Consider the following 26,813-nt stretch of genomic DNA (forward strand, 5'->3'; position numbering starts at 1 on the left):
AAGGGGCCCGCGTCGCCGCGAGCCCCCTTCCCTGTACGCCGAAGCGTAGGCCGATCAGTTGTCGGTGATGAACGACGGCAGGCCGGCGTTGCCGCCGTCTTCCTTCGATTCCTCACGACGCGGACGGTCGCCACGGTCGCGGCGCGGGCCTCGGTCGCCGCCGTCACGACGGGGGCCACGATCGCCACGGTCGCCGCCGTCCCGCGGACCACGGTCGCCACGCGGGCCACGGTCCGAACGCTCACGCGGTTCGCGCGCCGGGCGGGTGTCTTCCAGCTCGGCACCGGTTTCCTGATCGACGACGCGCATCGACAGGCGCACCTTGCCGCGCGGATCGACTTCGAGGACCTTGACCTTCACTTCCTGCCCTTCGGACAGGACGTCGGCGACCTTCTCGACCCGCTCGTTGCGGATTTCGGAGACGTGGACGAGGCCGTCCTTGCCGCCCATGAAGTTCACGAAGGCGCCGAAATCGACAAGGTTGACGACCTTGCCGTTGTAGATCTTGCCGACCTCGGCCTCTTCGACCAGGCCCTTGATCCAGTTGACGGCGGCTTCGATCTGCGCCGGATCGGACGACGACACCTTGATGACGCCCTCGTCGTCGATGTCGACCTTGGCACCCGTGGTGGCGACGATCTCGCGGATCACCTTGCCGCCGGTGCCGATGACTTCGCGAATTTTCGACTTGTCGATGGTGAAGGTTTCGATGCGCGGCGCGTGCGCCGACAGCTCGGTGCGGGTCTCGCCCAGCGCCTTGGCCATTTCGCCGAGGATGTGGGCGCGGCCTTCATTGGCCTGGGCCAGCGCGACCTTCATGATCTCTTCGGTGATGCCGGCGATCTTGATGTCCATCTGCAGCGAGGTGATCCCCTCGCTGGTGCCCGCCACCTTGAAATCCATGTCGCCGAGGTGATCCTCGTCGCCCAGGATGTCGCTGATGACCGCGTAATCCTTGCCTTCGAGGATCAGGCCCATGGCGATGCCCGACACCGGACGCTTCAGCGGCACGCCCGCGTCCATCATCGACAGCGAACCGCCGCACACCGTTGCCATCGACGACGAGCCGTTCGACTCGGTGATGTCCGACAGGACGCGGATGGTGTAGGGGAACTCGTCCTTCGACGGCAGGACCGGGTTCAGCGCGCGCCACGCCAGCTTGCCATGGCCGACTTCGCGGCGGCCCGGCGCACCGAAACGACCGACTTCACCGACCGAATAAGGCGGGAAGTTGTAGTGCAGCATGAAGCGTTCGTAGTGCAGGCCGTTCAGCCCGTCGATCATCTGCTCGGCGTCCTTGGTGCCCAAGGTCGTGGTGCAGATCGCCTGCGTCTCGCCACGGGTGAACAGCGCCGAGCCGTGCGCACGCGGCAGGAAGTGGACCATCGCCTCGATCGGGCGGACCGTCTTCGTATCGCGACCGTCGATGCGGCGGCCGTCCTTTAGGATGGCGGTGCGGACGATCTCGGCTTCCAGCTTCTTCACGAGCTTCAAGGTGCCGAGATACTGGGCCGGATCGCTTTCCTTGAGGTCGGCGAAGGCGTCGCGCGCCTTGGTCCGCGCCTCGTTGATCGCGTTCTGGCGGGCCTGCTTGTCGGTCAGCTTGTAGGCGGCAGTCAGGTCCTTGCCGATCAGCGACTTCAGCTTCTTCTTGGCGGCCGACTGGTCGGCGACCGGCGCCAGTTCCCACGGGTCCTTGGCGGCCTGTTCGGCGAGGTCGATGATGCAGTCGACGATCTTCTTCGACGCTTCGTGCGCGAACACGACGGCGCCCAGCATGACCTCTTCCGACAGCTCCTTGGCTTCGGATTCGACCATCATCACCGCGTCGCCGGTGGCGGCGACGACCAGGTCGAGATCGCCTTCCTTCACCTGATCCAGCGTCGGGTTCAGGATATATTCGCCATTCTGATAGCCGACGCGCGCCGCGCCGATCGGGCCCATGAACGGCACGCCCGAAATGGTCAGCGCGGCGGACGCGGCGATCATCGCGACGATGTCCGGCTCGTTCTCGCCGTCATAGCTCAGCACCTGGGCGATGACGTTGATTTCGTTGTAGAAGCCTTCGGGGAACAGCGGGCGGATCGGACGGTCGATCAGGCGGCTGACCAGCGTTTCCTTTTCGGTGGCACCGCGTTCGCGCTTGAAGAAGCCGCCGGGGATGCGGCCCGCAGCCGAATACTTCTCCTGATAGTGGACGGTCAGCGGGAAGAAGTCTTGGCCTTCCTTGACCGAGCGTGCGGCGGTAACCGCGCACAGCACCACGGTTTCGCCGAGCGTCGCGATGACCGCGCCGTCGGCCTGGCGGGCGACACGGCCCGTTTCGAGGGTCAGCGTCTTGCCGCCCAGGTCCATGGTGCTTTTCTTGATATCGAACATTGCGTTTCCTTCGCGTCCGGCGGCCCTATGCACGCCGGGGCAGCTTGCAGATCAATGCCTGCGGAGTGAGCCGGTTCGGCTCGGACGGCGCTACCGAATTGTAGCGCGGTCTTATCGGTTTTCGTACCCCGGCGAAGGCCGGGGTCCAGTTGGTGTGGTTAGCGTGGAATGCGCTGCCGCGCATCGGTTTTCCTGGATCCCGGCCTCCGCCGGGATGACAAAAAGGGCGGCCTTTTGGGCCGCCCTTCCCGTCACTTCCGAAGGCCGAGCTTCGCGATCAGCGCGCTGTAGCGCTCCGCGTCCTTCTTCTTCAGATAGTCGAGCAGCGAACGCCGCTTGTTGACCAGCATCAGCAGACCGCGACGCGAATGATTGTCCTTCGCATGGGTCTTGAAGTGTTCGGTCAGGTTCTGGATGCGGGTGGTCAGGATCGCAACCTGCACTTCGGGGCTGCCGGTGTCGCCTTCGGCGCGGGCATGTTCCTTGATGAGGGCCTGACGGTTTTCAGCAGTGATCGACATCGAACGTCCTTTCTATTCGAGGTTGAAGCCGCGGACGACACGGGTTTCCCCGCCTTCGGTCTCGACCAGCGCCACCGGCACATCGTCCAGTGTCGCGAAGCCCAGACCGTCGTCCGCTGCAAACCCGATCAGTCGAAGCCCCTTGCGGAGCCGCCCTGCCTGATCGGGGTCGAGGGACAGAGCCGGGATGTCGTCCAGCCCCGCCCCCAGTGGCAGGAGCGTTTCTTCAAGCGCGTGGCCCTTACCCAATTCCGCCAGTTTGTCCAGCGAAATGGCCGATTGGAGGGTAAACGGCCCGGCCTTGGTCCGGCGGAGCGTGGTGACATGGCCGACCGTGCCGAGTGCGAGGGCGATGTCGCGGGCGAGGGAGCGGATGTACGTGCCCTTGGAAACGAAGGCCGAGAGGGTGATTTCCTCCAGCTCCTTCCCGCTCACGGGGAGGGGGACCGCCGGCGCAGTCGGGGGTGGAAGGGGGCTGGCGACATCCACAGCGGTTGCGTTGCGAGGCGATCCCCCTTCACCAGCTTCGCTGGTCCCCCTCCCCGTGCCGGGGAGGATTTGCAGTGAGAACACCGTCACCTTGCGAGTCGCAAGGACCACCTCCTCACCCTTGCGCGCGAGGTCATAGGCACGCTCGCCATCGATCTTCAGCGCCGAATAGGCCGGTGGCACCTGCTCAATCGGTCCGGTGAAGCGCGCCAGCACCGCCTCGACCGCCGCGAGCGTCGGCCGCACCGCCGATTCGGCGATCACCTTCCCCTCCAGGTCCAGCGTATCGGTCTGCGTGCCGAAGCGGATGGTGAAATCGTACCGCTTCGACGCATCGAGCATCCGCCCGGCAAGCTTCGTCGCCTCGCCGATCGCGACCGGCAGCACGCCGCTTGCCAGCGGGTCGAGCGTACCGCCATGGCCGACCTTGTGCTTGCCATAGCCGCCCTCGCGCAGCGCCCGCTTGACCGCCGAAACGACCTGCGTTGATCCCGGCCCCAGCGGTTTGTCGATGATGATCCAGCCGTGCATCAGCGCATCGCGTCGCAGAAATGGCGGCGGCACAGCGCGACATAGCGGTCGTTGCCGCCGATCTCGGTCTGCTGCCCGTCGCGGACGGCGTGGCCCTGTGCATCGACGCGCAGGTTCATCGTCGCCTTGCGTCCGCAGGTGCAGACCGATTTCAGCTCGATCAGCGCGTCCGCAATCGCCAGCAGCCGTGCCGAGCCGGCGAACAGCTCGCCGCGGAAATCGGTGCGCAGGCCGTAGGCGAGGACCGGCACGCCGAGATCGTCGGCGACCTGCGCCAGCTGGTCGACCTGAATGGCAGAGAGAAACTGCGCCTCGTCGACCAGGACGCAGCCGACCGCATGCTGGCGGTGCTGGGCGGCCACGCTTTCGAGCAGGTCGGTGTCGGCATCGAACGGGGTCGCGGGGGCGGACAGGCCGATGCGCGAGCCGATCGTTCCCGCGCCCTCGCGCGTGTCGATCGCGGCGGTGAACAGCAGAGTGGTCAGCCCGCGCTCGCGATAGTTGAAATCGGCCTGCAGCAACGTCGTCGATTTGCCGGCGTTCATCGACGCATAATAGAAATAGAGCTTGGCCACTCAGCCCTCGGCCTCACCCTCGCCCGGCTCCAGATCGCGGGCGACCTTGGGATCGCGCAGCAGCTGGTCGATACGGGTGCCTTCGTCGAAGCTCTCGTCGATCAGGAATTTCAGCTTGGCGGCATATTTCAGGTTCACCCGCCGTGCGACCTCCGACTGGAGATAGGCGGTGTTGGTCCTGAGCGCCTTGAGCACGACCTGCTCGTCCTTGCCGAGGAACGGCTTCACGAAGACGGTCGCGTGGCGCAGGTCGGGCGACATGCGGACTTCGGTGACCGAGACGAGATGCTTTTCCAGCACCTCGTCATGCACGTCGCCGCGCGCGAGAATGTCCGACAGGATGTGGCGGACCTGTTCGCCGACGCGCAGCAGGCGGACGGAGCGGGTTTCGGGCGTGGTGTCTGACATGATCTAACCGAATTGACAGTGGAACCAGTGGCTGTCGAGTCGCTGGCACCAGATGGTGTTGTTGCCGAAGATGTTTCGAATGTCGGCGGCGACCGGTCCGCCGTTCCAGCCGCGTGCAGCTGCAATGCGGTCGGTGGGGTCGTGAACGATGCCGGCCCATTCGCCATTGACGCCGATGATGGTGCGGAAGGCGGTGCGCGGCGGAGCACGGAAGATGCCGGTAATGCCAGTCGGTATCGGACCACCGGCCAACGCCCCGTCAAAGGCGGCACGGTCGGACCGGAGCATCATCCACGACGGTGCGACATGCGACCAGTAGAGGACATGATTGGCTGCGAACGCCGCGAACATCAGGGAAAGGACGGGAACGAACACCAGCAACAATGCCGGGATGCCCGCCGATCGCCAGCGCCATGCCTGAACGGCACCTTCCAGCATGAGCGCCGGCCACGACGTGGCCAACACCGGCACGACAACCAACATTGCAGTGCCCGACAGGGCATTGGCGACGAACAATGCCGCCGCCCCGCCGATCACCCATGCAACCGCGAAACGGAGCCGAGGGCGAAGCGTGGCGGCAAGGGTTGCCCCCTGCCGCCCGTTACTCACAGCGTGCGATCGCGCAGTTCGACTTCGTAGGTTTCAAGGAAGTCGCCCGCCTTGATGTCGGTGAAGTTCTGCGTGAACGTGACACCGCATTCCAGACCCGCGCGCACTTCGGGGACATCGTCCTTGAAGCGACGCAGCGACGCGATCTCACCCTGGTAGATGATGACGTCGTTGCGGGTGATGCGTGCCTTGAGCGCCTTGCGGATGATACCTTCGACGACCAGCAGACCGGCAGCCTTGCCATGCTTGCCCGCCGAGAAGACCTCGCGGATTTCGGCACGGCCGACGACGGTTTCGAACGCTTCCGGCCCGAGGGTACCGGCCATGCCCGCACGGATGTCGTCGGTCAGCGTGTAGATGACGTCATAATATTTCAACGCCACCTTGTTCCGCTCGGCGATCTCGCGTGCCTTGGCGTTCGGACGGGTGTTGAAGCCGATGATCGGCGCACCCGATGCCGCTGCCAGCGTCACGTCGCTCTCGGTGATGCCGCCCACTCCCGAATGCAGGATGCGCACCCGGATATCGTCGGTCGAGATCTTGTTGAGCGACCCGACAATGGCTTCGACCGACCCTTGCGTATCAGCCTTGACCACCAGCGGATATTCGATCGCCTGCTTCGACTTCAATGCCGAGAACATGCTCTCGAGGCTGGCCGGCGCCTGGGTGGTGCGCTTCTGGAGCAGCACGCCCTGACGATATTCGGCGACCTCACGGGCGCGTGCCTCGCTCTCGACGACCTGCAGCGGATCGCCCGCCATCGGCACGCCCGACAGGCCCAGCACCTCGACCGGAGTCGACGGGCCGGCTTCCTTCACCTGACGCCCCTTGTCGTCGATCAGCGCGCGGACCTTGCCGCTTTCCGCGCCGACGACGAACACGTCGCCGACCTTCAGCGTACCGCGACGGACCAGCACGGTCGCGACCGGACCACGGCCCTTGTCGAGCTTCGCCTCGATCACGCTGCCTTCGGCGGCGCGGTCGGGGTTGGCCTGCAACTCGAGCAGTTCGGCCTGAAGCTGGATCTTGTCGATCAGCTCCTGCAGGCCGGTCTTCTTGAGCGCCGACACTTCGACGTCCTGGGTCTCACCGCCCATTTCCTCGACCTGCACGTCATGTTCGAGCAGGCGTTCGCGGATGCGCTGCGGGTTCGCCTCGTGCTTGTCGACCTTGTTGATCGCCACGATCATCGGCTTGCCGGCGGCGCGGGTGTGATGGATCGCCTCGATCGTCTGCGGCATCAGGCCATCGTCGGCCGCGACCGCGAGGATCACGATGTCGGTGACGTCGGCACCGCGCGCGCGCATTTCGCTGAACGCTTCGTGGCCCGGCGTGTCGAGGAAGGTGATCTTCGACTTGTCCTTCATCGTCACCTGATAGGCGCCGATATGCTGGGTAATGCCGCCGGCTTCGCCGCGCACGACATCGGTGCCGCGCAACGCGTCGAGCAGCGAGGTCTTGCCATGGTCGACGTGACCCATGATCGTGACGACCGGCGGACGCGGACGCAGCGCTTCGGCCGAATCCTCGGTCGTGTCGAGCGCGAGGTCGATGTCCGAATCGCTGACGCGGACGATGTTGTGGCCAAATTCGGTCACCAGCAGTTCGGCGGTGTCCTGATCGATCGTCTGCGTCATCGTGACGGGCATGCCCATCTTGAACAGCGTCTTGACGAGGTCGGCACCCTTTTCCGCCATGCGGTTGGCGAGTTCCTGCACGGTGATCGCTTCGGGCACCTGCACGTCGCGGACCTGCTTGACCTGCGGCTCGCGCGGGCCACCAAAGCCACGCTTTTCCTTCTCCCGCGCACGCTTGAGCGCGGCGAGGCTGCGCGAACGCGCCCCGTCGTCGCCCAGCGCGCGGGTGACGGTCAGCTTGCCCGACTGGCGACGATCGTCCCCCTTGCGGTCGCGCGACGGTGCCGCGCCCCGCGCCGGTTCGTTGCGACGCGGAGTCGCCTGACCGGTGCCCGACGGAGTCGGACGTGCCGTCTGACCACCAGCTGCCGGACGTGCCGTAGCGGCGGCCGGAGTCGGCGCAGGCGCCGGTTCGGGCTTGGGCTGCGGCTTGGGGATCTCCGGACGCTGCACCGGGGTGAAGCGACGCGGCGCCGGCCGGTTGGGGTCGGCGGTCAGGATGATCGGCTGCGGCGCGGGAGCCGGAGCCGGTGCGGGACGTGGCGCGGGCTTCGCCTGCACCGGTGCCGGGGCGGGCTTCGCCTCGACCGGAGCGGGCGCAGGTGCGGGCGTCGGCGCAGGAGCCGGCGTGTCCGCAACCGGTGCCGGAGCCGGCGTCGCCTCGACCGGAGCAGGCGCAGGGGTCGGTTCGGGCGCAGGCGTCGGCGCGGCCTCGACCGGCTTCGGCGCGGGCGCCTCGGCGGCCGGAGTCGGCTCGGGTGCGGGAGCCGGCTTCGGCTCGGACGCGGCACGGGCCTTTTCCTCGGCGCGCGCACGTTCGGCCTCGGCGGTTTCCCGCGCGATCCGTTCGTCGCGACGACGATTTTCCTCGGCTGCGTTCATGCGGGCCTCTTCGGCCTCGCGCAGCAGCTTGGCCTGCAACTCGTGGCGCGACAGGCCGGCATTGCTGCTGGCCGCCGGGCGCGGTGCGGGGGCCGCCGGAGCGGGAGCCGGCGCGCGCTGCGGGGCGGGTGCCGCCGCTTCGGGGGCGGCCTGCTGTTCGGTGCCCTGCTGTTCCTCGCCGGGACGGCCGAGCACGCGGCGGCGCTTCACCTCCACGACCACCGTATTGGAGCGGCCATGGCTGAAGCTCTGCTTCACCTTGCCGGTCTCCACGGTGCGCTTGATGCCGAGCGGCGCGCGGGTGCCCAGCTTCGGCTTGTCGTTGTCGATGTCGCTCATCCGGTTACTCAGAGTCCTGCTTCAATTGGTCGACGCCCATGTGTCCGGCATCGTCCATGCCGGAAAATTGCGCCGTCGATGCGCCCTGCGAAGGTGTTTCGCAAGCCGCAGGGATAGGTTCGGGTCCGATAAAGTGCAGCCAGCGGGACAGCGCGTCATTGGCTCGCTGTGCCGCCCGTGCGTCGGTCAGGCCGACATGTACCACATTTTCGCGCCCAAGCGCCAACGACAATATGGTGCGTGGGACGGGCAATGCCAATCCCTTGCGCCCGGAACCTTCGTCATCGGTTCCGACACGCCATGCCTGTGCCAGTTTCCCGGCGCCGTCGGGGGCGGCGTCGGACGCATGGCACAGCGCGTACAGCCTGCCGCTGCGCGCCGCCTTGTCGATCGCGGTGCCGCCGATGACGACGAAGCCGGACTTCGCCTCCAGCCCCAGCCGGTCGAGCGCATGCCGCCGCAGCGCATCCTCGACCAGTTGCGGCAGGTCGGCCGGGATCGTCAGCGCAGCGCCCTTGAACGCCCGCGCCAACGCACCCTTCAACTTGCCCTTGGCCATCGCCGTTTCCAGCTCGGCGCGGGTGACGCCGATCCACGCGCCGCGGCCGGGGGCCTTGGCGCGGACGTCGGGCAGCACGTCGCCATCGGGCGACAGGGCGAGCCGCACAAGCCCGTCGCGCGAGCCATGCTCACGCGACAGGATGCAGCTGCGCTCGGGGCTGTCGGTTAGCCGCGCGGTGTCATTGTTCGGATTCCGCAACTGCGTCCTCCGATTCTTCGGTCGCCGCGTCTTCATCGGCGAACCAATGGGCGCGGGCGGCCATGATGATCTCGTTACCCTGCTCGTCGCTCAGGCCATATTCGGCGAGGATGCCGCCCTTGGGGGCTTCGCGCTTCGGGGCATCGTCGCCGCGACGGCGCGGTTCGGACTTCTTCTTTTCGACCAGTTCGTCGGTCGCGAGGTCGGCGAGATCGTCGAGCGTCTTGATGCCGGCCTTGCCGAGCGTGACCAGCATCGCTTCGGTCAGGTACGGCAGTTCGGCCAGCGCATCCTCGACGCCCAGCGCGGTCCGCTCTTCGCGGGCGGCCTGTTCGCGACGCTCGATCGCTTCCTGCGCACGGCTTTGCAGTTCCTGCGCAAGGTCTTCGTCGAAGCCTTCGATGCTCGCCAGTTCCTCGATTTCGACATAGGCGACTTCTTCGAGTTCGCCGAACCCTTCGGCGACCAGCAGCTGCGCCAGCGTCTCGTCGACGTCGAGTTCCTTCTCGAACATGCCCGAGCGTTCGATGAATTCCTTCTGCCGCTTTTCCGACGCATCGGCTTCGGTCAGGATGTCGATCGCCTTACCGGTCAGCTGGCTGGCGAGGCGGACATTCTGGCCGCGACGGCCGATGGCGAGGCTCAGCTGATCGTCGGGAACGACGACTTCGATGCGGTCCTCTTCCTCGTCCAGCACCACGCGCGCGACGTTCGCCGGCTGAAGCGCGTTGACGACGAAGGTCGCGGTGTCGGGCGACCACGGGATGATGTCGATCTTTTCGCCCTGCATTTCCTGCACGACGGCCTGCACGCGGCTGCCCTTCATGCCGACGCAGGCGCCGACCGGATCGATCGAGCCGTCATGGCTGATGACGCCGATCTTCGCGCGCGAGCCCGGATCGCGGGCGGCGGCCTTGATCTCGATGATGCCGTCGTAGATTTCGGGCACTTCCTGCGCGAACAGCTTCTTCATGAAGTCGGGATGCGCGCGGCTGAGGAAGATCTGCGGCCCGCGATTCTCGCGGCGCACGTTCAGGATCAGCGAGCGGACGCGGTCGCCGACGCGGACGGCTTCGCGCGGGATCTGCTGGTCGCGGCGGATGACGCCTTCGGCGCGGCCGAGATCGACGACGACGTGACCGAATTCGACCCGCTTGACGACGCCGGTGATGATCTCACCCTGACGGTCCTTGAATTCTTCGAACTGGCGCTCGCGCTCGGCGTCGCGGACCTTCTGCAGGATGACCTGCTTCGATGCCTGCGCCTGGATGCGACCGAATTCGATCGGGGGCAGCGGATCGACGATATAGTCGCCGACAGTCGCGCCCTTCTGGAGCCGCTGCGCGTCCTTCTCACCGATCTGCTTGAAGTGATCGTCGACCAGTTCGACGACTTCGAGCACGCGCCACAGGCGGAGATCGCCGGTCTGCGGATCGAGCTTCGCACGGATGTCGTTTTCCGACCCGTAGCGCGTCTTGGCGGCGCGCTGGATCGCGTCCTCCATCGCCTCGATCACGATGGCCTTGTCGATCATCTTTTCCGATGCGACCGAATTCGCGATCGCGATCAGTTCCGCCCGGTTGGCGGTGACGGCGGTGGCCATGTCAGTTCAGTCCTTCTGCGTCAGCCGGTTCGTCGTCGGCAGGTTCGTCTTCGAATTCGTCGGCACCCTCGGCAGAGAGCGGCGCGGTCGCCTTGAGCAAGGCGTCGGTAATCAGCAGCTTGGCATCGACGATCGCGGCGAAGGGGACGGTCATCGCCTTGTGCTTGCGCACGTCGATGCTGACCTGATCGCCGTTGGTGCCGAGCAGGATGCCGGTCAGCTGCTTGCGATTGTCGATCGGGGCGTCGAGCGTCACGCGCGCCTCGAACCCCTTCCAGTCGTCATAATCGGCAAGGCGCGTCAGCGGCCGGTCGATGCCGGGCGACGATACCTCCAGCCGATACGCCTCCTCGATCGGGTCGTTCTCGTCGAGTAGGTCGGAGATGCGGCGCGACAGTTCGGCGCAGTCGTCGATGGTCAGCTGGCGCGTGTCGGGGCGTTCGGCCATGATCTGCAGCGTCGGGTCCGACTTGCCGCCCATCATCTTCACGCGCACGAGCGCAAAGCCCAGCGCCTTGGCCTCCGGTTCGATCAGTCGCGTCAGTTCGGCGATATCCGCCATGCCGTCTCCATCAGATGCACCGCTTCGTTGCCGGTCCCTGTCGGGGCCGGCCTCGGCACGTTGGCGATGTCGAGGAAGCACGGTCCATATATGTAAAAAACCATGTCCGGGCAAGGGGCGCCGGATCGACCCCGCCCTGCGGCGCGTTGCCGCAGGCAAGAACGATGCTCTCGAGAGGATTCCCGTGATGTTGCCATTCCATGCGCTGATCCCCGCCGCGATGTTGCTGGTCGCGTGCAACGGCGGCGGGGCCGATGCGCCGGGCACGGTGTCGCCCGCGCCGACCGCCACTCCGACGCCCACGCCCTCCCCGACCGCCACCACCCCGACCGGCGGGGTGCCGTTCGCGACTCGCGAGGTCGCGACGTTCAACGCACCTTGGGCGATGACCTTCCTGCCCGACGGACGGATGCTGGTGACCGAAAAGGGGGGCACGCTGGTGCTGGTCAGTGCCGATGGCAGCCAGAAGACGACCGCCGCGACGATCCCGGTCGATTCGGCGGGGCAAGGCGGGCTGATGGACGTGGTCCTCGCCCCCGACTTCGCCAGCAGCCGGCGGGTGTATCTGAGCTATTCGGTGGCGGGTGACGGCGGCAAGGGCGTGGTGCTGGCGCGCGGGGTGCTCGACGGCAATCGGGTGACCGGAATCAGCGAACTGTTCCGCGCGACGCCGTTCGTCAGCGGCGACGGCCATTATTCGGGCCGCATCGCCTTTGCCCCCGATGGCCAGCACCTGTTCTTCACCAATGGCGAACGGCAGAAATTCGATCCGGCACAGGACCCCAAGGCGACCCTGGGCAAGGTGCTGCGCCTGACGCTCGACGGAAAGCCCGCGGGCGATCCGGGACTGACAGCCAAGGGCTTCCATCCCGCCGTCTGGTCGTACGGCCACCGCAACCTGCTGGGCATCGCGTTCGACGCGCAGGGCAATTTGTGGGAGCAGGAAATGGGGCCGAAGGGCGGCGACGAGGTCAATCTGATCCTGCCCGGCCGCAATTATGGCTATCCTTTGGTGTCGGAGGGGGACCATTATGACGGCCGGCCGATCCCGCGCCATTCGACCCGCCCCGATCTGGAGGCGCCCAAGGTCGCGTGGAACCCGGTGATCTCGCCGGGCGGGCTGATCGTCTATTCGGGCAAGCTGTTCCCGCAATATGCCGGCGACCTGTTCATCGGCGGCCTGTCGAGCGAGGCGCTGGTCCGGGTCGATGTCAACGGCACCAATGCCGCCAAGGGCGACCAGTGGCCGATGAACGCCCGCATCCGCGAGGTGGAGGAAGGGCCGGATGGCGCGATCTGGGTGTTGCAGGACGGGAGCAATGCCAAGCTGCTGAAGCTGACTCCGCGCAGCTGACGCCGCCATGGTCGATCGCCTGCCGCCGCCCGACCCCGTGCCGCTCGCGCCGTTCGCAGCGGTGTTCGCCGATCCGGGGTTCGCCTTCGGATCGTGGGGCGGCGGCGGATCGACCGATGGGGTGGTGGAGATGCCCTATTTCCAGCTGTCGGCAGAGGCCGGGGCCTTCGTCCAGGCGGCCTATGCCGCGCATTGGGTACGACCGGATATCGATTGGTCGACCTTTGCGGGCAGCGAAGCCTATCGGTCGCTGCGAGACGATCCGGCACGGGTCGCCATGGCCGATACCGACCTGCTGGCAAGGATGCTGACGATGCTCATCCGGGGCGATCGGTTCAGCGAGGGGTTGCTCGCTGCCGCCTTTGCGGACGGAACCCTGCCCGCCATCGCCCGGCGTATGGCGGTGTTAGCCGAGCAGGCGTAGCGTCACCGGGTCGCGCGCGCCTGCGTAAAAAGCGTCGAGGACTGCGGCGAAGCGCGGTTCGGTATTCGCCGTCGCACGCTCGAACAGGGTCATCGACGAGCGCAGCTTCATCGCGTCGATGCTGCCGAGGATGGCGACGATATCCTTGCCGCGATGTGCCAGCAGCGCCTCGGCCGATTCGACCAGCCGCGCGCCGAGCACCGGATGGGCCAGATACGCCCGCGCCTCGGCGAGATCGGCGATGCCATAGGTCTCAGCCATCGCGCTCTGCCCCAGCCCGCGCAGCTGCGGAAAGATGTACCACATCCAGTGGCTGCGCTTGGCCCCGGCGCGCAGTTCGGCGAGCGCGGTGGCATGGTCGCGCTGTTGCGCGATGACGAAGCGGTCGAGCGATCCGGTCATCGGTTCCAGATGGGCACGCGCCGTACCAAGATCAAATTTCTGACAACGCTGACGGTTGATCGGAAGATGTGGATACGATTACGATGGCCGCCTATAATTTCCTTGGGAGGGGATATGCACAAGAGCTGGATGGCGGCCGCGCTGGTTGCCATGGTCGCCGCGCCGGTCGTCGCGCAGAGCGCCGAGGACATGGCCGCCAAGGTCATCAATGCACCGATGCCGGCGAGCCTGAACGTCTATGGCCTGCCCAAGCCGCCGCTGACCCGCGTCAAGGAAGTCGATGGCGGCAAGGTCATCCGCCTCGCCATTCCCGGCGCCGACAAGGATGCATGGAAGATCCAGCTCCAGTCGCCGACCACCGAACCGGTGAAGCAGGGCGACCGCCTCGTCCTCGCCTTCCACGCGCGCGCACACGGCATGGCGCCGGGCACCAAGGCGCGGATCGCGGTGGCCGGTATCCAGCTGAACAAGGAACCGTACAGCCAGGTCATCGGCGGCCCGATCGAGGTCGGCGAGGCGTTCGAGTTCCATCAGGTGACGGGCAAGGCGGATCGCGACTATGCGGCGGGCGAGCTGATGGCGTCGTTACAGCTGGCGACGGGCAAGCAGGTGTTCGAGTTCGGGCCGATGTTCGTCATCAACCTCGACAAGAAGTGACTGCCGGGGGCCGATCCGCCTGACCCGCAAACGTCATTCCAGCGCAGGCTGGAATCTCCCGGTGGCAGCACGCAGCAAGAGCCGCGGGAGACCCCAGCCTTCGCTGGGGTGACGTACGGTTCGGGTCGGAGATCAGCCCCGCGTCGCGGTCAGGAAATAGTCGAGCGCGATATCGTCGGACAGGGTGAAGCCGCGCGCGGCGGAGAAGGACAGGCCGGCGGGCGGCGACACCGTCATCCCCGCCGCCTGCAGATGCGCGGTCAGTTCCGGCGGGGTGAGGAACCGGTCCCAGTCGTGCGTGCCGCGCGGGATCATGCCCGTCCCCTCGGCGACTGTAATCATGGCGAGGCGCGACAGCGCGGTGCGGTTGGGCGTCGACACGACCAGCAGCCCGCCCGGTGCGACCGCATCGGCCAGCCCGCGCACGAAGGCGGCGGGGTCGGCGACATGCTCGATCACCTCCAGCGAGGTGACGAGGTCGAACTGCCGCCCGGCGATCGCTTCCACGCCACCCGCCAGATACTCGATCGACAGGCCGGTGAGCGCCGCATGGGCGGCGGCGGCCCCGATATTTTCGGGCGCGGCGTCGACGCCGGTCACCTGCCCGCCCAACCGGGCGAGCGGTTCGGCGAGGAGCCCGGCGCCGCAGCCGACATCGAGCACCGTCTTGCCGGCCAGCGGCGTGAAGCCGGCCGCATCGCCGTCCCAATGCGAATCGATCGCCGCGCGGAGGTACGCCAGCCGCACCGGGTTCAGCCGGTGGAGCATCGCCGAGCTGCCCTTCGGGTTCCACCAGTCGGCCGCCATCTCGCCGAAATGGGCGGCTTCGCGCGCGACGACGCTTGATTGCGTGGGCGCGGCTTTTTCGGACATAAAGATTGCGTTGCTTGCGTTCGTCATGGCGCTCTCCTATCAGCCGCCGCCATTCCCCCCAAGGATGAATGGCAAAACGCATGGCGCGGATCGTGATGAAGTTCGGTGGCACCTCGATGGCGGGGATCGAACGTATTCGCAACGTCGCCCAGCGCGTGAAGCGCGAGGTGGAGGCCGGCAACCAGGTCGCAGTGGTCGTGTCGGCAATGGCGGGCGACACCGACCGGCTGGTCGGCTTCTGCCGCGAGGCATCGGCGCTGTACGACCCGCGCGAATATGACGCGGTGGTGTCGTCGGGCGAGCAGGTGACCAGCGGGCTGCTGGCGATCGCACTCCAGGCGATCGGCGTGCCGGCGCGCTCGTGGCTCGGCTGGCAATTGCCGATCCGCACCAGCGACGCCCATGCGACCGCGCGGATCGAATCGATCGACACGGCCGCGCTCGACGAGTCGCTCGCCAAGGGCGAAGTGGCGGTGATCCCTGGATTCCAGGGCGTGACCGACGCCAACCGCATCACCACGCTGGGGCGCGGCGGGTCGGACACGTCGGCGGTGGCGATGGCGGCGGCGATGCAGGCGGACCGCTGCGACATCTACACCGATGTCGACGGCGTCTATACTACCGACCCGCGGATCGTGCCGCGTGCGCGCAAGCTGGCGCGGGTGACGTACGAGGAAATGCTCGAACTCGCCTCGGTCGGGGCGAAGGTGCTGCAGACCCGCTCGGTCGGGCTGGCAATGAAGGAAAAGGTCCGCGTGCGCGTGCTGTCGTCGTTCGACGATACCCGCGACGAGGACGGTTATCGTGGAACGCTGATCGTCGGCGAAGAGGAAGTGACGGACATGGAACGGCAGCTCATCACCGGTATCGCCCACGACAAGAACGAGGCGAAGATCACGCTGGTCGCGGTGCCCGACCGCCCCGGCGCGGTGGCATCGATCTTCGCGCCGCTGGCCGGCACCGGCATCAACGTCGACATGATCGTGCAGAACATCGCCCATTCGACCGGGTCGACCGACGTGACCTTCACCGTGCCGTCGGCCGAACTGGCCCGCGCGCTCGACACGCTGGAAAAGGCGAAGGACGATATCGGCTTCCAGAAGGTGCTTCACGACACCCGCGTCGCCAAGGTGTCGGTGGTCGGCGTGGGCATGCGCAGCCATGCCGGCGTCGCCTCGACGATGTTCACCGCGCTGGCCGACCGCGGCATCAATATCCAGGCGATCACCACGTCGGAGATCAAGGTCAGCGTGCTGATCGAAGAGGATTATACCGAGCTCGCGGTGCGCGTGCTGCATACCGCCTACGGGCTGGACGCGGAGGGGTAAGCTCCGAGCGGGACGTTGCAAACCCGGTCCGTTCGTCCTGAGTAGCCATTGAGCGCAGTCGAAAGGGCGTATCGAAGGACATGTGCTTCGATACGGGTCTTCGACAAGCTCAGTCCCTACTCAGCACGAACGGTTTGGTCCCAAACACCAGAACGTCATTATTCTCCGATCAGGTGGACAGCGATCCTTCGCCGGTGCGCCGCGCGGCGGTGTTCGAACAGGTAGATGCCCTGCCACGTGCCGAGCACCGGGCGGTGGCCGATCACCGGAATCGACAGCGATACGTCGGTCAGCGCGGTGCGCAGATGGGCGGGCATGTCGTCCGGCCCCTCCTCGTCATGGGCGTAGCGGTCGCTTTCGGGCGCGATGTGGCGGAAATAGCGTTCGAGGTCGTCGCGCGCCGCCTCGCTGGCGTTTTCCTGTACCAGCAGCGAGGCGGAGGTGTGGCGGCAGAACAGGGTCAGCAGCCCGCTGGCGATGCCGGTCGAATCGACCCAGTGCCGCACCTGTCCCGTGATCAGCACCAGCCCCTGTCCGTTGGTGGTGACCACCAGCTCGCCATGTTCCTGTCGCATCATCGTCCCTGCTTGCCCGAAGCGGTCGCCCCGCGCTAGGCGGAGGGATGACCAACGCATCGATCGGCGCCGAGCGCCTGGAGCGCCGCATGGCGCGCGGCTGTGACTTCCTGGGCTCCGAAACCGCGATCCTGTGCGGCGCGATGTCGTGGGTGAGCGAGCGCAACCTCGTCGCCGCGATTTCCAATGCCGGCGGGTTCGGCGTCATCGCGTGCGGGGCGATGACCCCCGAGCTGCTCGATGCCGAGATCGCGGGGACCAAGGCGCTGACGAGCAAGCCGTTCGGCGTGAACCTGATCACCATGCACCCGGCGCTGTTCGACCTGATCGAGGTGTGCGCGCGCCACCGCGTCACCCATGTCGTGCTGGCCGGCGGGCTGCCGCCCAAGGGGTCGCTGGAGGCGATCAAGGCGACCGGTGCCAAGGTCATCGCCTTTGCGCCTGCCCTTGCGCTGGCCAAGAAGCTGATCCGGTCGGGCGCCGACGCGCTGGTGATCGAGGGGATGGAGGCCGGCGGGCATATCGGCCCGGTTTCCACCAGCGTGCTGGCGCAGGAAATGCTGCCCGAGGTCGCGGACCAGGTGCCGGTGTTCGTCGCCGGCGGGATCGGCCGGGGCGAGGCGATCGCCGGTTATCTCGACATGGGCGCGGCGGGGGTGCAGCTCGGCACGCGCTTCGTCTGCGCGACCGAATCGATCGCGCACCCGGCGTTCAAGAAGGCGTTTTTGCGGGCGTCGGCGCGTGATGCGGTCGCCAGTGTCCAGATCGACCCGCGCCTGCCGGTGATTCCGGTGCGTGCGCTGAAGAATGCCGGGGGCGAGCTGTTCACCGCCAAGCAGCGCGAAGTGGCGCAGATGCTGGACGAAGGCGGCGTGGCGATGGCCGAGGCGCAGTTGCAGATCGAACATTATTGGGCGGGCGCGCTGCGCCGGGCGGTGATCGACGGCGATGTCGAACATGGCAGCCTGATGGCCGGGCAGTCGGTCGGCATGGTGACGAAGGAGGAACCGGCGGCCGAGATCATCGCGACGCTGATGGCCGAGGCGGCGCAGGCGCTGGAGAAGCGGGCGGCCTGAGGGTCAAAGTTCACTAAGTTCACACTAGCCACGGTTTTGCGCGTGGCGTTTGCGGGTGCCGCGACGGGCGGGCTCAGCCCAAAGTTCACCAAGTTCACACTCGCGGCGAGTTTGCGCGCGCCGTGGCGTTTGCCGTGGTGGCGGGCGGGTGGCGGTCACGATGGGAAAGAGCGTGACGGCAGCGTGGCAGGGTGTGGGCGTGTAGGAAAGCCGGCATTGGCGTGACGTCGATCTCGTGCGGCGTCTGCTGCGTGCTGTTACCGGGAGACCCCAGCCTGCGCTGGGATGACGTTCGTGGTGGGCGGATTTTCGTCGCCCCCCGCCCCTTCACCCCGGATTTCTACTGCCGCCGTAGAAGAAGCGGGACCCCGGGTCAGGCCCGGGGTGACGGGTGGGGCTGGCTATTGTGCCAGTCGACCGGCGCGGCGTTGGGGTGACGCGCGCTTCAAGCCGGCCCATCCTCGCGCAACCAGGCCAGCGCCGCTTCGCGCGAATCGAACATCCGCAGGTGCGGCAGCGCACGTTTCGCCTGCATCGACAGCAGCGCGCTGCTGCGGACCAGCGCGATCTTGCGCGAGGTGGTGCGCGACCGGTCGGCGATCTCGCCCAGCGCGGCGAGGACTTGGGGCGACTGGACGGCGAAGCCGGTAATGTCGAACAGCGCGACCTGCTCGCCCGGACGGACGCCCAGCGCCGGCAGGCGCGTCACCGCATCGCGGATCCCTGCGCCGAAGCGCTGGACGGTGTCGAGGTCCCAATGGCCGAACAGCGCGAAGTCGAGCATCCACGGCGCGGAGGTGATGGCTCCGCGAAAGGCGGGATCGTCGGCGATACGCATGGGAGTCCTGTGCATGGCGGCGCCCGTCGTGTGGCACGGGCCGCAATGTCACAGCATATTGTTTATAAAGCGTTTCTTAAAGAATCGTATCCGTTTCAGTAGGCCCGGCGGATGGCGAATTCGACCGCTTCGATCATCGCATCCTTCGCCGGACCATTGGGAAAGCGGCCGATGGCGTCGATCGCCCGCTGCCCATAATGCCGCGCCCGCGCGAGGGTGTCGTCGACCGCGCGGGTCGAACGGATCAGGGTGATGGCATGCGCCAGATCGGCGTCAGACGCCCGCTTGCCCGACACCGCGTCGCGCCAGAAGGCACGCGATTCCTCGTCGCCGCGGGCATAGGCGAGGATGACGGGCAGCGTCATCTTGCCTTCGCGGAAATCGTCACCGGCGTCCTTGCCCATGGTGTCGGCGTCGGAGACGTAATCGATCGCATCGTCGACCAGCTGGAACGCGATGCCAAGGTTGCGGCCATAGGCGTCCAAGGCGGCCTCGTCGGCGTCGGAGCGGTCGGCGACGATCGCGGCGATGCGGCAGGCGGCGGCGAACAGCGCCGCGGTCTTGGCCCCGATGATGTCGAGATAGCGATCCTCGGGCGTGTCGATGCGGCGGATGGCGGTCAACTGGTTGACCTCCCCTTCCGCGATCACGGCGGAGGCGCCCGACAGGACGCGCAGCGCCTTCAGGCTTTCCGCCTCGACCATCAGTTCGAAGCTCTTGGAAAACAGGAAGTCGCCGACCAGCACGCTGGCGGGATTGCCCCAGATGATGTTGGCGGTGCGCTTGCCCCGGCGCAGGTCGGACCCGTCGACCACATCATCGTGCAGCAGCGTCGCGGTATGGATGAATTCGACCGCCGCCGAGAGCAGGTGGTGGCGCGTGCCACCATAGCCAATCAGCTTGGCACAGGCGAGCGTCAGCATCGGCCGCATCCGCTTGCCCCCGCCGGCGATCAGGTGACCGGCCAGTTCGGGGATCAGCGGGATTTTCGACTGCATGCGATCAAGGATCACCGCGTTGACGCGGTTCATGTCGTCGGCGACCAACGCCATCAGCGGATCGAGGGAGGGGTCGGTCCGCTTGTCGAGGCGGTGCAGGGTAGCCGTCATGTCCCAGCGATGTGGCGGTTCACGCTCTCGAACGCAAGGGAAAGGCGGGGTTGCGCCGCCCGTCCCGTCGCGCGAAAGGGGCGGCACGAACCGGAAGAGGACGCCATGGCCGACGCGACGCTGCAACGATTCCGCCAGAGCATCGACAATATCGATGCCGCGCTGGTGTTCCTGCTGGCCGAACGGTTCAAGGTGACGCAGGCGGTCGGCGAGTACAAGGCCGAGAACGGCCTGCCCCCGGCCGATCCCGGGCGCGAGGAAGCGCAGATCGCACGGTTGCGGTCGCTGGCGCGCGATGCCGATCTCGACCCCGAATTTTCCGAGAAATTCCTGCGCTTCATCATCGACGAGGTGATTCGGCATCACCGATCGCTGCAGGACGGGGACGCGGCGTGAGCGACGACCGGATCGTTTTTGCGCCGGACGATGTCGATCTCACCCGTTCGCCGCTGCGGCGCGACCTGTCCGAGCCGACCTATGTGCTGGGTGCGTTCAACCCGGCGCTGACGCGGTTGCCCAGCGGCAATCTGCTGCTGCTGGTGCGGGTGGCGGAGGCGTTGCGCGAACCGGTGCGCCATGGCTGCGTGCGATCGATCCGCTGGACGGGCGGGCGCTATGTGCTCGACGCGTTTCCGGCCGATGCGGCGGATGTCAGCGATCCGCGGTTCTTTTCCTTGAAGGGCGGGGCCTATCCGTTCCTCGGGCTCACCTCGCTGTCATGGCTGTTGCCGGTCGAGCTGTCGGCGGACGGGCAGCGGGTGGTGGCGGTCCATTACGACCGCGCGGTCGAGCCGTCGGCGGACTATGCCCAGTACGGCGTCGAGGACCCGCGCATCGTGGCGATCGACGGCACGTACTGGATGACGGTGTGCGGCGTGTCGGGCGGGCGGCTGTGTACGGTGATGTACCGGTCGGACGACGGCTTTGCCTGGCGGTCGCAGGGGATCGTGCTCGACCATGGCAACAAGGACATGGTGCCGTTCGAGGGGCGGGTCGGCGACCGGTTCGTGTCGCTCACCCGGCCGCTGTCGGATGCGTGGTTCGTCGCAGCGCCCGATGGCGCGGAAGGGAGCGGACCGAGCATCAACCTCGCGACCTCCCCCGACATGCTGCACTGGCGGCCTTTGGCGGAACCGGCTTTGCAGCCGTTGAAGGGCGCGGCGGCGTATAAGCTGGGCGGCGGGACCCCGCCGGTGCGGACGAAGCGCGGGTGGATGATGCTGTATCACGGCGTCGAGAAACAGGGCGCGGTCGGGGTGTATCGGACGTACCGGGCGTTGATCGATGCCGAGGCTCGCGAGGTGCGGGAGCGGGACGAGACGCGGCCGGTGCTGGAGGCGGCGTCCGCGTTGATCGCGCCGATCGCGCATCAGGCGTATCTGCCGCAGCCGGTGGTGTTCACGACGGGAATCGTGGCGGATGGCGAGGACTGGATCGTGGCGTCGGGCGAGGCGGATCTGGCGTGTCGGTTGACGCGGGTGGCTGGCGCGCGGTTGGACTGAGCGCCCTGCCCCTGCCCCTTCCCCGTTATCCCCACCCCGTTTGCTTCGAGCGCAGGTTCGAGCCTGTCGAGAACCGAAGTCGAGAAGGGGCTGCCCCAAACGAGCAAGTTCTCGACGGACGCTTCTCGACAAGCTCGAAGCTGCTCGAACCGAACGGGGTGGGATGAAGGGGTGGTGTGTGAGGTCAGATCCCCAACCACACCCGCAGCGGATTGGCCGGGTCGGCCACCAGCTTCACCGTCAGCGCCAGCGACACCACCACCAGCAGCGGGCGGATCGCCCTGCCCCCGAACCGGATCGCCAGCGCCGCGCCGAGTTGTCCGCCGGCCACGCTCGCCACCGCCATCGACAGCCCCAGTACCCACCACACATGGCCGCCCGCGACCAGTACGATGACGCCGGCGAGATTGCTGGCGAGGTTCAGCAGCTTGGTATGCCCGACCGCCCGCGTCGCGCCCATGCCGGCGGCAGTGACGAGCAGCAGGGTGAAGAAGGAGCCGGTGCCGGGACCGAAGAACCCGTCATAGGTGCCGATCGCCGCCACCGCGAGCAGCAGCCCGGCGGGCGCGAGGCGGGTGTGGGTGTCGACGTCCGACAGGCGCGGGCCGAACAGGAAATACAGCGCCATCGCGACCAGCAGCACCGGCAGCAGCCCGGCAAGGAACTGCGGGTCGATCGCCTGCACCAGCGCCGCGCCGACCGCCGCGCCACCGAACGAGGCGAGCGCCAACCGCCACGAGCGGCGCAGGTCGATATGCCCCTTGCGCCAGAAGGCGAAGGTCGCGCCGGCGGTGCCGAACGCGCTTTGCAGCTTGTTGGTGCCGAGCGCCATGACCGGCGGCACGCCGGCGGCGAGCAGCGCGGGGATGGTGATGAGCCCGCCCCCGCCCGCCATCGCGTCGATGGTGCCGGCGCAGAAGGCGACCAGCATGAGCAGGGCGATGAGGTCGATGTCCATGGGGTGCGCGTAGCGGGGAAGGCGGCTGCGGGGAACCTCCCGGCTAGCCCTTATCCTTTCGTCACTCCCGCGAAGGCGGGAGTCCATAGACGCTGCCGCCGCGGCTCCATCGCCGACCTCGGCGTGTATGGATTCCCGCCTGCGCGGGAATGACGATGATGGGAAGGCCCGCCCGGTCGACAAGGCGACATACCCGGTCAGAGAATGGGATCAGTGGGGAGCTTCTGTTGCCCGGTGCTCCCCGTACCGCTGGAATCCGATTCTGTTGCCCGGTTCGGTCCAACCGCGCTATTTTGGAGTAACTTCAGGCCGTGAGGCCCTTAGTTACGCCGCAATCGCGAGTGCTTCGTTATCGTTGGCACTTGTGTGTATGGGCCGTTGCGGTGGTCCCATTCCGAACGAAAACAGCGCTTTTCAACACACGTCGATCCTGGTTCGGCCCCATCAGCTGAGCCGCTGGGTCGGCACGCTTCACGCGTGTCGACCATCCGGCGCAGGTGGTGGAGCCGCCGGGTACTGCCCCCGGGTCCGCTGCGTCTATTGCACGCCGCCATTTATCGTCATAGCCGGCTGGAAGCCGGCGAGAGGGGATATAGGCGCTTGTCCCGGCTTTGAAAAGAAGCGGACTTCCCTTGCGCGCGATGCGGTGGCATGGGCGACAGGATCATGCTGACCCAGCGTTCCCGCTATGCGCTGCGCGCGATGCTGTTCCTTGCCGAACAGCCGGCGGGCGAGGCCCCGATGCCGATGCACCGCATCGCCACCGCCGCGAACGTGCCGCGCAAGTTCCTCGAACTGATCCTCGCCGACCTGCGCGAGGCGGGGTTCCTGTCGTCGACGCGCGGCAAGGCGGGGGGCTATCACCTCGCGCGGCCAGCGCACCTGATTTCGCTGGGCGAGATCATCCGCGTGATCGAAGGGCCGCTGGCGCTGGTGCCCTGCGTCAGCCGCACCGCGTACCGCCCGTGCGGCGACTGCAAGGACGAGGCGAGCTGCGCCATCCGTCATGCGATGGCGCGGGTACGGGACGAGACGGCACGAATCCTCGACGGGACCAGCCTGGCGGCAGCGGCGGCGCAGGAGCTGGCGGCGGCATAAGCGTATCCCCGCGCAGGCGGGGATCCAGGGTTACAGGCGGCGAGCGTCGCTTTCTTGGCTCTGGACCCCCGCCTGCGCGGGGGTACGGCATCATTCCGACAGCGTCTTGCCCGCGCGCAATTCGTCGCGGATTTCGCGCAGCAGCGCGATTTCGGGCGGGTCGGCGGCGGGGGTGACGTCGCCGGTCTTCTGTTCCTGATGCACCGTCGCGATGGCACGGTTCACGAACTTGACCAGCAGGAACACGATGAAAGCGAGGATGACGAAATTGATCACCACGCTGACGAACTGGCCGTAGCCGAACAGCGGCACGCCAGCGGCCTTCAGCGCGCTATAGCTTTCCGGGCTACCCTTATAGGTCGCCGGGATCGGGCCGAGCTTGATGAAATAGCTCGAAAAATCGAACCCGCCGAAGATGTAGCCGATCACCGGCATGATGATGTCGTCGGTCAGCGATTTGGTGATCGTGCCGAACGCCGCGCCGATGATGACCCCGACCGCGAGGTCGAGCACGTTGCCGCGCGCGACGAACGTGCGAAATTCCTTGAGCATGGACCTGGCCCTCCCGTCTCTGCTTGAGGGTGGCATAGTGCTTCGATACCATGGTGCCAGGCAAGCACCGGACAGGATGATATACATGCGGCGGGCGATGGTGGTGATGATGGCGGTGCCGCTGGCGGCATGCGGCGTGAACAGCGTGCCGACCGCCGAGGAAGAGGTGAACGCCCGGTGGGGCGAGGTGCAGAACCAGTATCAGCGCCGTGCCGACCTGATCCCCAACCTCGTCGCGACGGTGAAGGGATTCGCCGGACAGGAGGAACGCGTGCTGACGCAGGTGACGCAAGCGCGCGCGAACGCGACGTCGATCAACGTCACCACCGACGACCTGTCCGACCCGGCGACGTTCCAGCGGTTCCAGGCGGCACAGAACCAGCTGACCCAGGCGCTGGGCCAGTTGCGCACGGTGGTCGAGGCGTATCCACAGCTGACCAGCAACCAGAATTTCCTGTCGCTGCAATCGCAGCTGGAGGGTACCGAGAACCGCATCGCGATCGCCCGGCGCGATTATAACGAGGCGGTGCAGGCATATAACACCCGCATCCGCACCTTCCCCGACGCGGTCGGCGCGCGCATCTTCTATGGCGCCAAGCCCAAGCAGAGCTTTCAGGCGCAGGCCGGGGCGGAGGTCGCGCCGCAGGTCAATTTCGGCAATTCGAACTGACGCGCGGCCCGATGCGGCGCCTGTTGATCTGCCTGTGGATAAGTTTGTGGACAGTCTGCGCACTGCCCGCCGCCGCGCAGACATTTCCGAAGTTCACCGGGCTGGTCGTCGACGATGCCAACGTCCTGCCGGCGGAAACTCGCGCCGACCTTACGCAGAAATTGCTGGTTTTACAGAAGGATACCAAGCGGCAGTTCGTCGTGGCGACGATCGGCGACACCCAAGGCTATCCGCTGGAGGAGTATGGCTATCGGCTGGGCCGAGCCTGGGGCGTGGGCCTCAAGGATGTGGATAACGGCGCGATCCTGTTCATTGCGCCGAACAATCCCGCGGGGCAACGCGGACCGCGGCTGGAGGTCGGTTATGGCCTCGAACCGATCCTGACCGACGCGATATCGAGTGCGATCATCCAGCAGCAGATGATGCCGAAGCTGAAGGACGGCGACGTGCCCGGCGCGATGACCGCCGGAGCGGATGCGGTGATCGCGCAATTGCGGCTGAGCCCCGAGGAAGCGCAGGCGCGGGTCGATGCCGCGGCGGCGGCGTTCGACCGGGGCCGGCGTCAGCAGCCACGATCGGGCGGGAGCGGCCTGCCGACCGGCGCGATCTTCTTCATCGCGATCGGGGTCATCATCTTCTGCATGCTGGTCTTTTCGGGACGGCGGCGGCGCGCCGGGCCATGGGGCCGGACGCATCGCAGCAGCACGGCGGGCGACGTCGCGCAGGTCGTGTTGTGGTCGATCGCCGACGAACTGGCGCGTGGTGCCGCACGCGGCGGCAGCCGTGGCGGGGGCTGGTCGGGCGGCGGATCGTCGGGCGGGTGGGGTGGCGGCGGCTTTACCGGTGGCGGCGGCGGATCGTTCGGCGGCGGCGGCGCTTCCGGGAATTGGTGATGCACCTGAACGATACCGACCGGGCGCGCATCCGCGATGCGGTGGCGCAGGCCGAATCGGCGACCGAGGGCGAGATCGTCGTCGTGCTCGCCCGGCGGTCCGACGCCTATCATGATGTAGGGCTGCACATGGCGGTGCTGGCGATGCTGCTGGTGCTGGTCGGCACCGCATTGTGGCCGGGCTGGCTGCTCGCCTTTCATGCTTGGGTCGAGCCGTGGGGCGATGCCCCTACCCCGCTGTTCCTGCTGTCGACACTGGCGTGGGTGCAGGGCGCGGTGTTCCTGATCGTGCGCTATGGCTGTGCGTGGATGCCGCTCCGCATGGCGCTGACCCCGGCGGCGACCAAGGCGCGGCGGGTCCATGCGCGCGCGCTGCTGCTGTTCCGTGCCGCCGCCGAACGCCGCACGGTCGCGGCGACGGGCGTGCTGCTGTACCTGTCGCTCGACGAACATCGCGCCGAACTGATCGCCGAGGCCGCGATTCACGACCGGGTCGATCCGGCACTATGGGGCGATGCGCTGGCGGCGTTGCTGGTGGCGTTGAAGCAGGACCGGCCGGCCGACGGGATCGTCGCGGCGGTGGGCGCGATCGGCGCGGTGCTCGCCGAACATTTTCCGACAGGAGCCAGACCGATGAACGAACTTCCCGACCGGTTGATCGAACTATGATCGATGCCGATGCCCCCGAAGAGGTGATGTGGGCCGGGCGCTTCATCACCGCGAAGAAGCGTGGCCGCTGGGAATATGTCGGGCGCGCGAACGGGATCGGCGCGGCGGTGATCGTCGCGATCGATGACGGCCATGTGCTGCTGGTCGAGCAATATCGCGTGCCGCTGGGGCGCAACTGCATCGAACTGCCCGCCGGACTGGTCGGCGACGATGCGGCGGGCGAAGCGGCGGCGGTGGCGGCGACGCGCGAGCTGGAGGAGGAGACCGGCTATCGCGCAGGGTCGATGGTGCCGCTTGGCGAATATCATTCGTCGCCGGGGATGGTGTCGGAGAGTTTCACGCTGTTTCGCGCCGGTGATCTGGTGAAGGTCGGTGAGGGTGGCGGGGTGCCCGGCGAGGATATCGTCGTGCATCGGGTGCCGCTGGAGGGCGTGGCCGGGTTCGTGGCCGGGCAGCGGGCGGCGGGCAAGGCGGTCGATGTGAAGTTGTTGCTGTTGTTGGCGCCGGTTCTGTTGGGGTGAGTTTCAGGCGAAGGTTAGCC

Annotated in this window: 29 protein-coding genes and 1 other RNA gene; 12 read left to right on the plus strand and 18 right to left on the minus strand. The window is 67.0% G+C overall.

Annotation, left to right across the window (positions count from 1 at the left end):
* Nucleotides 1-54: 54 nt before the first annotated feature.
* The 10 genes from pnp to rimP form a co-directional block, all read right to left on the minus strand.
* A complete protein-coding gene (gene pnp / locus CA237_RS01355) occupies nucleotides 55-2,379 on the minus strand; it encodes a polyribonucleotide nucleotidyltransferase (RefSeq protein ID WP_126012472.1) in 2,325 nt (774 codons plus the stop codon).
* Between the two features lie 251 nt (nucleotides 2,380-2,630).
* Nucleotides 2,631-2,900, minus strand: coding sequence for a 30S ribosomal protein S15 (rpsO, locus tag CA237_RS01360; protein ID WP_056455357.1), 270 nt, complete (start codon nucleotides 2,898-2,900; stop codon nucleotides 2,631-2,633).
* Between the two features lie 12 nt (nucleotides 2,901-2,912).
* On the minus strand, nucleotides 2,913-3,920 hold the full coding sequence (gene truB, locus CA237_RS01365) for a tRNA pseudouridine(55) synthase TruB (RefSeq protein WP_126012475.1): 1,008 nt from the start codon (nucleotides 3,918-3,920) through the stop codon (nucleotides 2,913-2,915).
* Nucleotides 3,920-4,495, minus strand: a complete 576-nt coding sequence (locus CA237_RS01370; protein WP_066692399.1) for a thymidine kinase — start codon at nucleotides 4,493-4,495, stop codon at nucleotides 3,920-3,922. Before CA237_RS01370 ends, truB begins: the two co-directional genes overlap by 1 nt.
* Nucleotides 4,496-4,906, minus strand: coding sequence for a 30S ribosome-binding factor RbfA (gene rbfA / locus CA237_RS01375; protein ID WP_198158594.1), 411 nt, complete (start codon nucleotides 4,904-4,906; stop codon nucleotides 4,496-4,498). It abuts the gene before it with no gap.
* Nucleotides 4,907-5,419, minus strand: a complete 513-nt coding sequence (locus CA237_RS01380; protein WP_126012478.1) for a hypothetical protein — start codon at nucleotides 5,417-5,419, stop codon at nucleotides 4,907-4,909.
* Nucleotides 5,420-5,508: 89 nt separating this feature from the next.
* On the minus strand, nucleotides 5,509-8,370 hold the full coding sequence (gene infB / locus CA237_RS01385; protein WP_126012481.1) for a translation initiation factor IF-2: 2,862 nt from the start codon (nucleotides 8,368-8,370) through the stop codon (nucleotides 5,509-5,511).
* Between the two features lie 4 nt (nucleotides 8,371-8,374).
* Complete coding sequence (locus CA237_RS01390; RefSeq protein ID WP_241215409.1) at nucleotides 8,375-9,073, minus strand: DUF448 domain-containing protein; 699 nt, start codon at nucleotides 9,071-9,073, stop codon at nucleotides 8,375-8,377.
* A gap of 37 nt (nucleotides 9,074-9,110) precedes the next feature.
* On the minus strand, nucleotides 9,111-10,733 hold the full coding sequence (gene nusA, locus CA237_RS01395; RefSeq protein WP_126012487.1) for a transcription termination factor NusA: 1,623 nt from the start codon (nucleotides 10,731-10,733) through the stop codon (nucleotides 9,111-9,113).
* Nucleotide 10,734: 1 nt separating this feature from the next.
* Complete coding sequence (gene rimP / locus CA237_RS01400; protein WP_126012490.1) at nucleotides 10,735-11,295, minus strand: ribosome maturation protein RimP; 561 nt, start codon at nucleotides 11,293-11,295, stop codon at nucleotides 10,735-10,737.
* Between the two features lie 187 nt (nucleotides 11,296-11,482).
* On the opposite strand from rimP, the gene CA237_RS01405 reads away from it, so the two are divergent.
* Nucleotides 11,483-12,649 carry a PQQ-dependent sugar dehydrogenase gene (locus tag CA237_RS01405; RefSeq protein ID WP_198158590.1) on the plus strand — a complete coding sequence of 389 codons (1,167 nt, stop codon included), beginning with the start codon at nucleotides 11,483-11,485 and terminating at the stop codon, nucleotides 12,647-12,649.
* 7 nt (nucleotides 12,650-12,656) lie between these two features.
* Nucleotides 12,657-13,073 carry a DUF6508 domain-containing protein gene (locus CA237_RS01410; protein WP_066692422.1) on the plus strand — a complete coding sequence of 139 codons (417 nt, stop codon included), beginning with the start codon at nucleotides 12,657-12,659 and terminating at the stop codon, nucleotides 13,071-13,073.
* On the opposite strand, the gene CA237_RS01415 is transcribed toward CA237_RS01410, so the two are convergent.
* Nucleotides 13,056-13,475, minus strand: a complete 420-nt coding sequence (locus CA237_RS01415; protein ID WP_066692425.1) for a DUF1810 domain-containing protein — start codon at nucleotides 13,473-13,475, stop codon at nucleotides 13,056-13,058. The two genes, CA237_RS01410 and CA237_RS01415, sit on opposite strands and share 18 nt — an antisense overlap.
* 114 nt (nucleotides 13,476-13,589) lie before the next feature.
* On the opposite strand from CA237_RS01415, the gene CA237_RS01420 reads away from it, so the two are divergent.
* Entirely contained in the window at nucleotides 13,590-14,132 is a 543-nt protein-coding gene (locus CA237_RS01420; protein ID WP_066692428.1) for a hypothetical protein, read from the plus strand.
* A 132-nt stretch (nucleotides 14,133-14,264) separates the two neighbouring features.
* On the opposite strand, the gene ubiG is transcribed toward CA237_RS01420, so the two are convergent.
* Nucleotides 14,265-15,032: a bifunctional 2-polyprenyl-6-hydroxyphenol methylase/3-demethylubiquinol 3-O-methyltransferase UbiG gene (gene ubiG / locus CA237_RS01425; protein WP_126012493.1), complete on the minus strand. Its 768-nt coding sequence runs from the start codon at nucleotides 15,030-15,032 to the stop codon at nucleotides 14,265-14,267.
* Nucleotides 15,033-15,085: 53 nt separating this feature from the next.
* On the opposite strand from ubiG, the gene CA237_RS01430 reads away from it, so the two are divergent.
* Nucleotides 15,086-16,333: an aspartate kinase gene (locus CA237_RS01430; protein WP_066692430.1), complete on the plus strand. Its 1,248-nt coding sequence runs from the start codon at nucleotides 15,086-15,088 to the stop codon at nucleotides 16,331-16,333.
* A gap of 158 nt (nucleotides 16,334-16,491) precedes the next feature.
* Here CA237_RS01430 and CA237_RS01435 read toward each other — a convergent pair whose 3' ends face one another.
* Nucleotides 16,492-16,908 carry a secondary thiamine-phosphate synthase enzyme YjbQ gene (locus CA237_RS01435; RefSeq protein ID WP_126012554.1) on the minus strand — a complete coding sequence of 139 codons (417 nt, stop codon included), beginning with the start codon at nucleotides 16,906-16,908 and terminating at the stop codon, nucleotides 16,492-16,494.
* Between the two features lie 89 nt (nucleotides 16,909-16,997).
* Here CA237_RS01435 and CA237_RS01440 point away from each other — a divergent pair, with 89 nt between their 5' ends.
* On the plus strand, nucleotides 16,998-17,984 hold the full coding sequence (locus CA237_RS01440) for a nitronate monooxygenase (RefSeq protein WP_084401733.1): 987 nt from the start codon (nucleotides 16,998-17,000) through the stop codon (nucleotides 17,982-17,984).
* A gap of 445 nt (nucleotides 17,985-18,429) precedes the next feature.
* On the opposite strand, the gene CA237_RS01445 is transcribed toward CA237_RS01440, so the two are convergent.
* Both CA237_RS01445 and CA237_RS01450 read right to left on the minus strand, forming a co-directional pair.
* Nucleotides 18,430-18,822 carry a hypothetical protein gene (locus CA237_RS01445; protein ID WP_066692436.1) on the minus strand — a complete coding sequence of 131 codons (393 nt, stop codon included), beginning with the start codon at nucleotides 18,820-18,822 and terminating at the stop codon, nucleotides 18,430-18,432.
* A gap of 95 nt (nucleotides 18,823-18,917) precedes the next feature.
* Nucleotides 18,918-19,931 carry a polyprenyl synthetase family protein gene (locus CA237_RS01450; protein WP_066692439.1) on the minus strand — a complete coding sequence of 338 codons (1,014 nt, stop codon included), beginning with the start codon at nucleotides 19,929-19,931 and terminating at the stop codon, nucleotides 18,918-18,920.
* 105 nt (nucleotides 19,932-20,036) lie between these two features.
* On the opposite strand from CA237_RS01450, the gene CA237_RS01455 reads away from it, so the two are divergent.
* Nucleotides 20,037-20,327, plus strand: coding sequence for a chorismate mutase (locus tag CA237_RS01455; RefSeq protein ID WP_066692442.1), 291 nt, complete (start codon nucleotides 20,037-20,039; stop codon nucleotides 20,325-20,327).
* Complete coding sequence (locus CA237_RS01460; RefSeq protein ID WP_126012496.1) at nucleotides 20,324-21,433, plus strand: glycosidase; 1,110 nt, start codon at nucleotides 20,324-20,326, stop codon at nucleotides 21,431-21,433. The genes CA237_RS01455 and CA237_RS01460 overlap by 4 nt, the downstream gene beginning before the upstream one ends.
* A 184-nt stretch (nucleotides 21,434-21,617) precedes the next feature.
* Here the strand turns inward: CA237_RS01460 and CA237_RS01465 are convergent, their stop codons facing one another.
* Nucleotides 21,618-22,391, minus strand: coding sequence for a TSUP family transporter (locus CA237_RS01465; RefSeq protein ID WP_066692445.1), 774 nt, complete (start codon nucleotides 22,389-22,391; stop codon nucleotides 21,618-21,620).
* A 212-nt stretch (nucleotides 22,392-22,603) separates the two neighbouring features.
* Nucleotides 22,604-23,013, minus strand: a transfer-messenger RNA (tmRNA) gene (ssrA, locus tag CA237_RS01470).
* Between the two features lie 44 nt (nucleotides 23,014-23,057).
* Here ssrA and CA237_RS01475 point away from each other — a divergent pair.
* Complete coding sequence (locus tag CA237_RS01475) at nucleotides 23,058-23,489, plus strand: Rrf2 family transcriptional regulator (protein ID WP_055759141.1); 432 nt, start codon at nucleotides 23,058-23,060, stop codon at nucleotides 23,487-23,489.
* A gap of 90 nt (nucleotides 23,490-23,579) precedes the next feature.
* On the opposite strand, the gene mscL is transcribed toward CA237_RS01475, so the two are convergent.
* Nucleotides 23,580-24,041, minus strand: a complete 462-nt coding sequence (gene mscL / locus CA237_RS01480; RefSeq protein WP_126012499.1) for a large conductance mechanosensitive channel protein MscL — start codon at nucleotides 24,039-24,041, stop codon at nucleotides 23,580-23,582.
* Nucleotides 24,042-24,117: 76 nt separating this feature from the next.
* Between mscL and CA237_RS01485 the strand changes: the two genes are divergently transcribed.
* The 4 genes from CA237_RS01485 to CA237_RS01500 are packed head-to-tail and all read left to right on the plus strand — an operon-like array spanning nucleotide 24,118 to nucleotide 26,793.
* Nucleotides 24,118-24,711, plus strand: a complete 594-nt coding sequence (locus CA237_RS01485) for a LemA family protein (RefSeq protein WP_066692450.1) — start codon at nucleotides 24,118-24,120, stop codon at nucleotides 24,709-24,711.
* Nucleotides 24,712-24,722: 11 nt separating this feature from the next.
* On the plus strand, nucleotides 24,723-25,604 hold the full coding sequence (locus CA237_RS01490; protein ID WP_066692452.1) for a TPM domain-containing protein: 882 nt from the start codon (nucleotides 24,723-24,725) through the stop codon (nucleotides 25,602-25,604).
* Nucleotides 25,604-26,272, plus strand: coding sequence for a hypothetical protein (locus CA237_RS01495; protein ID WP_084401704.1), 669 nt, complete (start codon nucleotides 25,604-25,606; stop codon nucleotides 26,270-26,272). Before CA237_RS01490 ends, CA237_RS01495 begins: the two co-directional genes overlap by 1 nt.
* Nucleotides 26,269-26,793 carry an NUDIX hydrolase gene (locus tag CA237_RS01500; RefSeq protein ID WP_066692456.1) on the plus strand — a complete coding sequence of 175 codons (525 nt, stop codon included), beginning with the start codon at nucleotides 26,269-26,271 and terminating at the stop codon, nucleotides 26,791-26,793. Before CA237_RS01495 ends, CA237_RS01500 begins: the two co-directional genes overlap by 4 nt.
* The last annotated feature ends 20 nt before the right edge of the window (nucleotides 26,794-26,813 follow it).

This window comes from Sphingomonas sp. ABOLH, assembly GCF_003951715.1.
Lineage (GTDB): Bacteria > Pseudomonadota > Alphaproteobacteria > Sphingomonadales > Sphingomonadaceae > Sphingomonas > Sphingomonas hankookensis_A.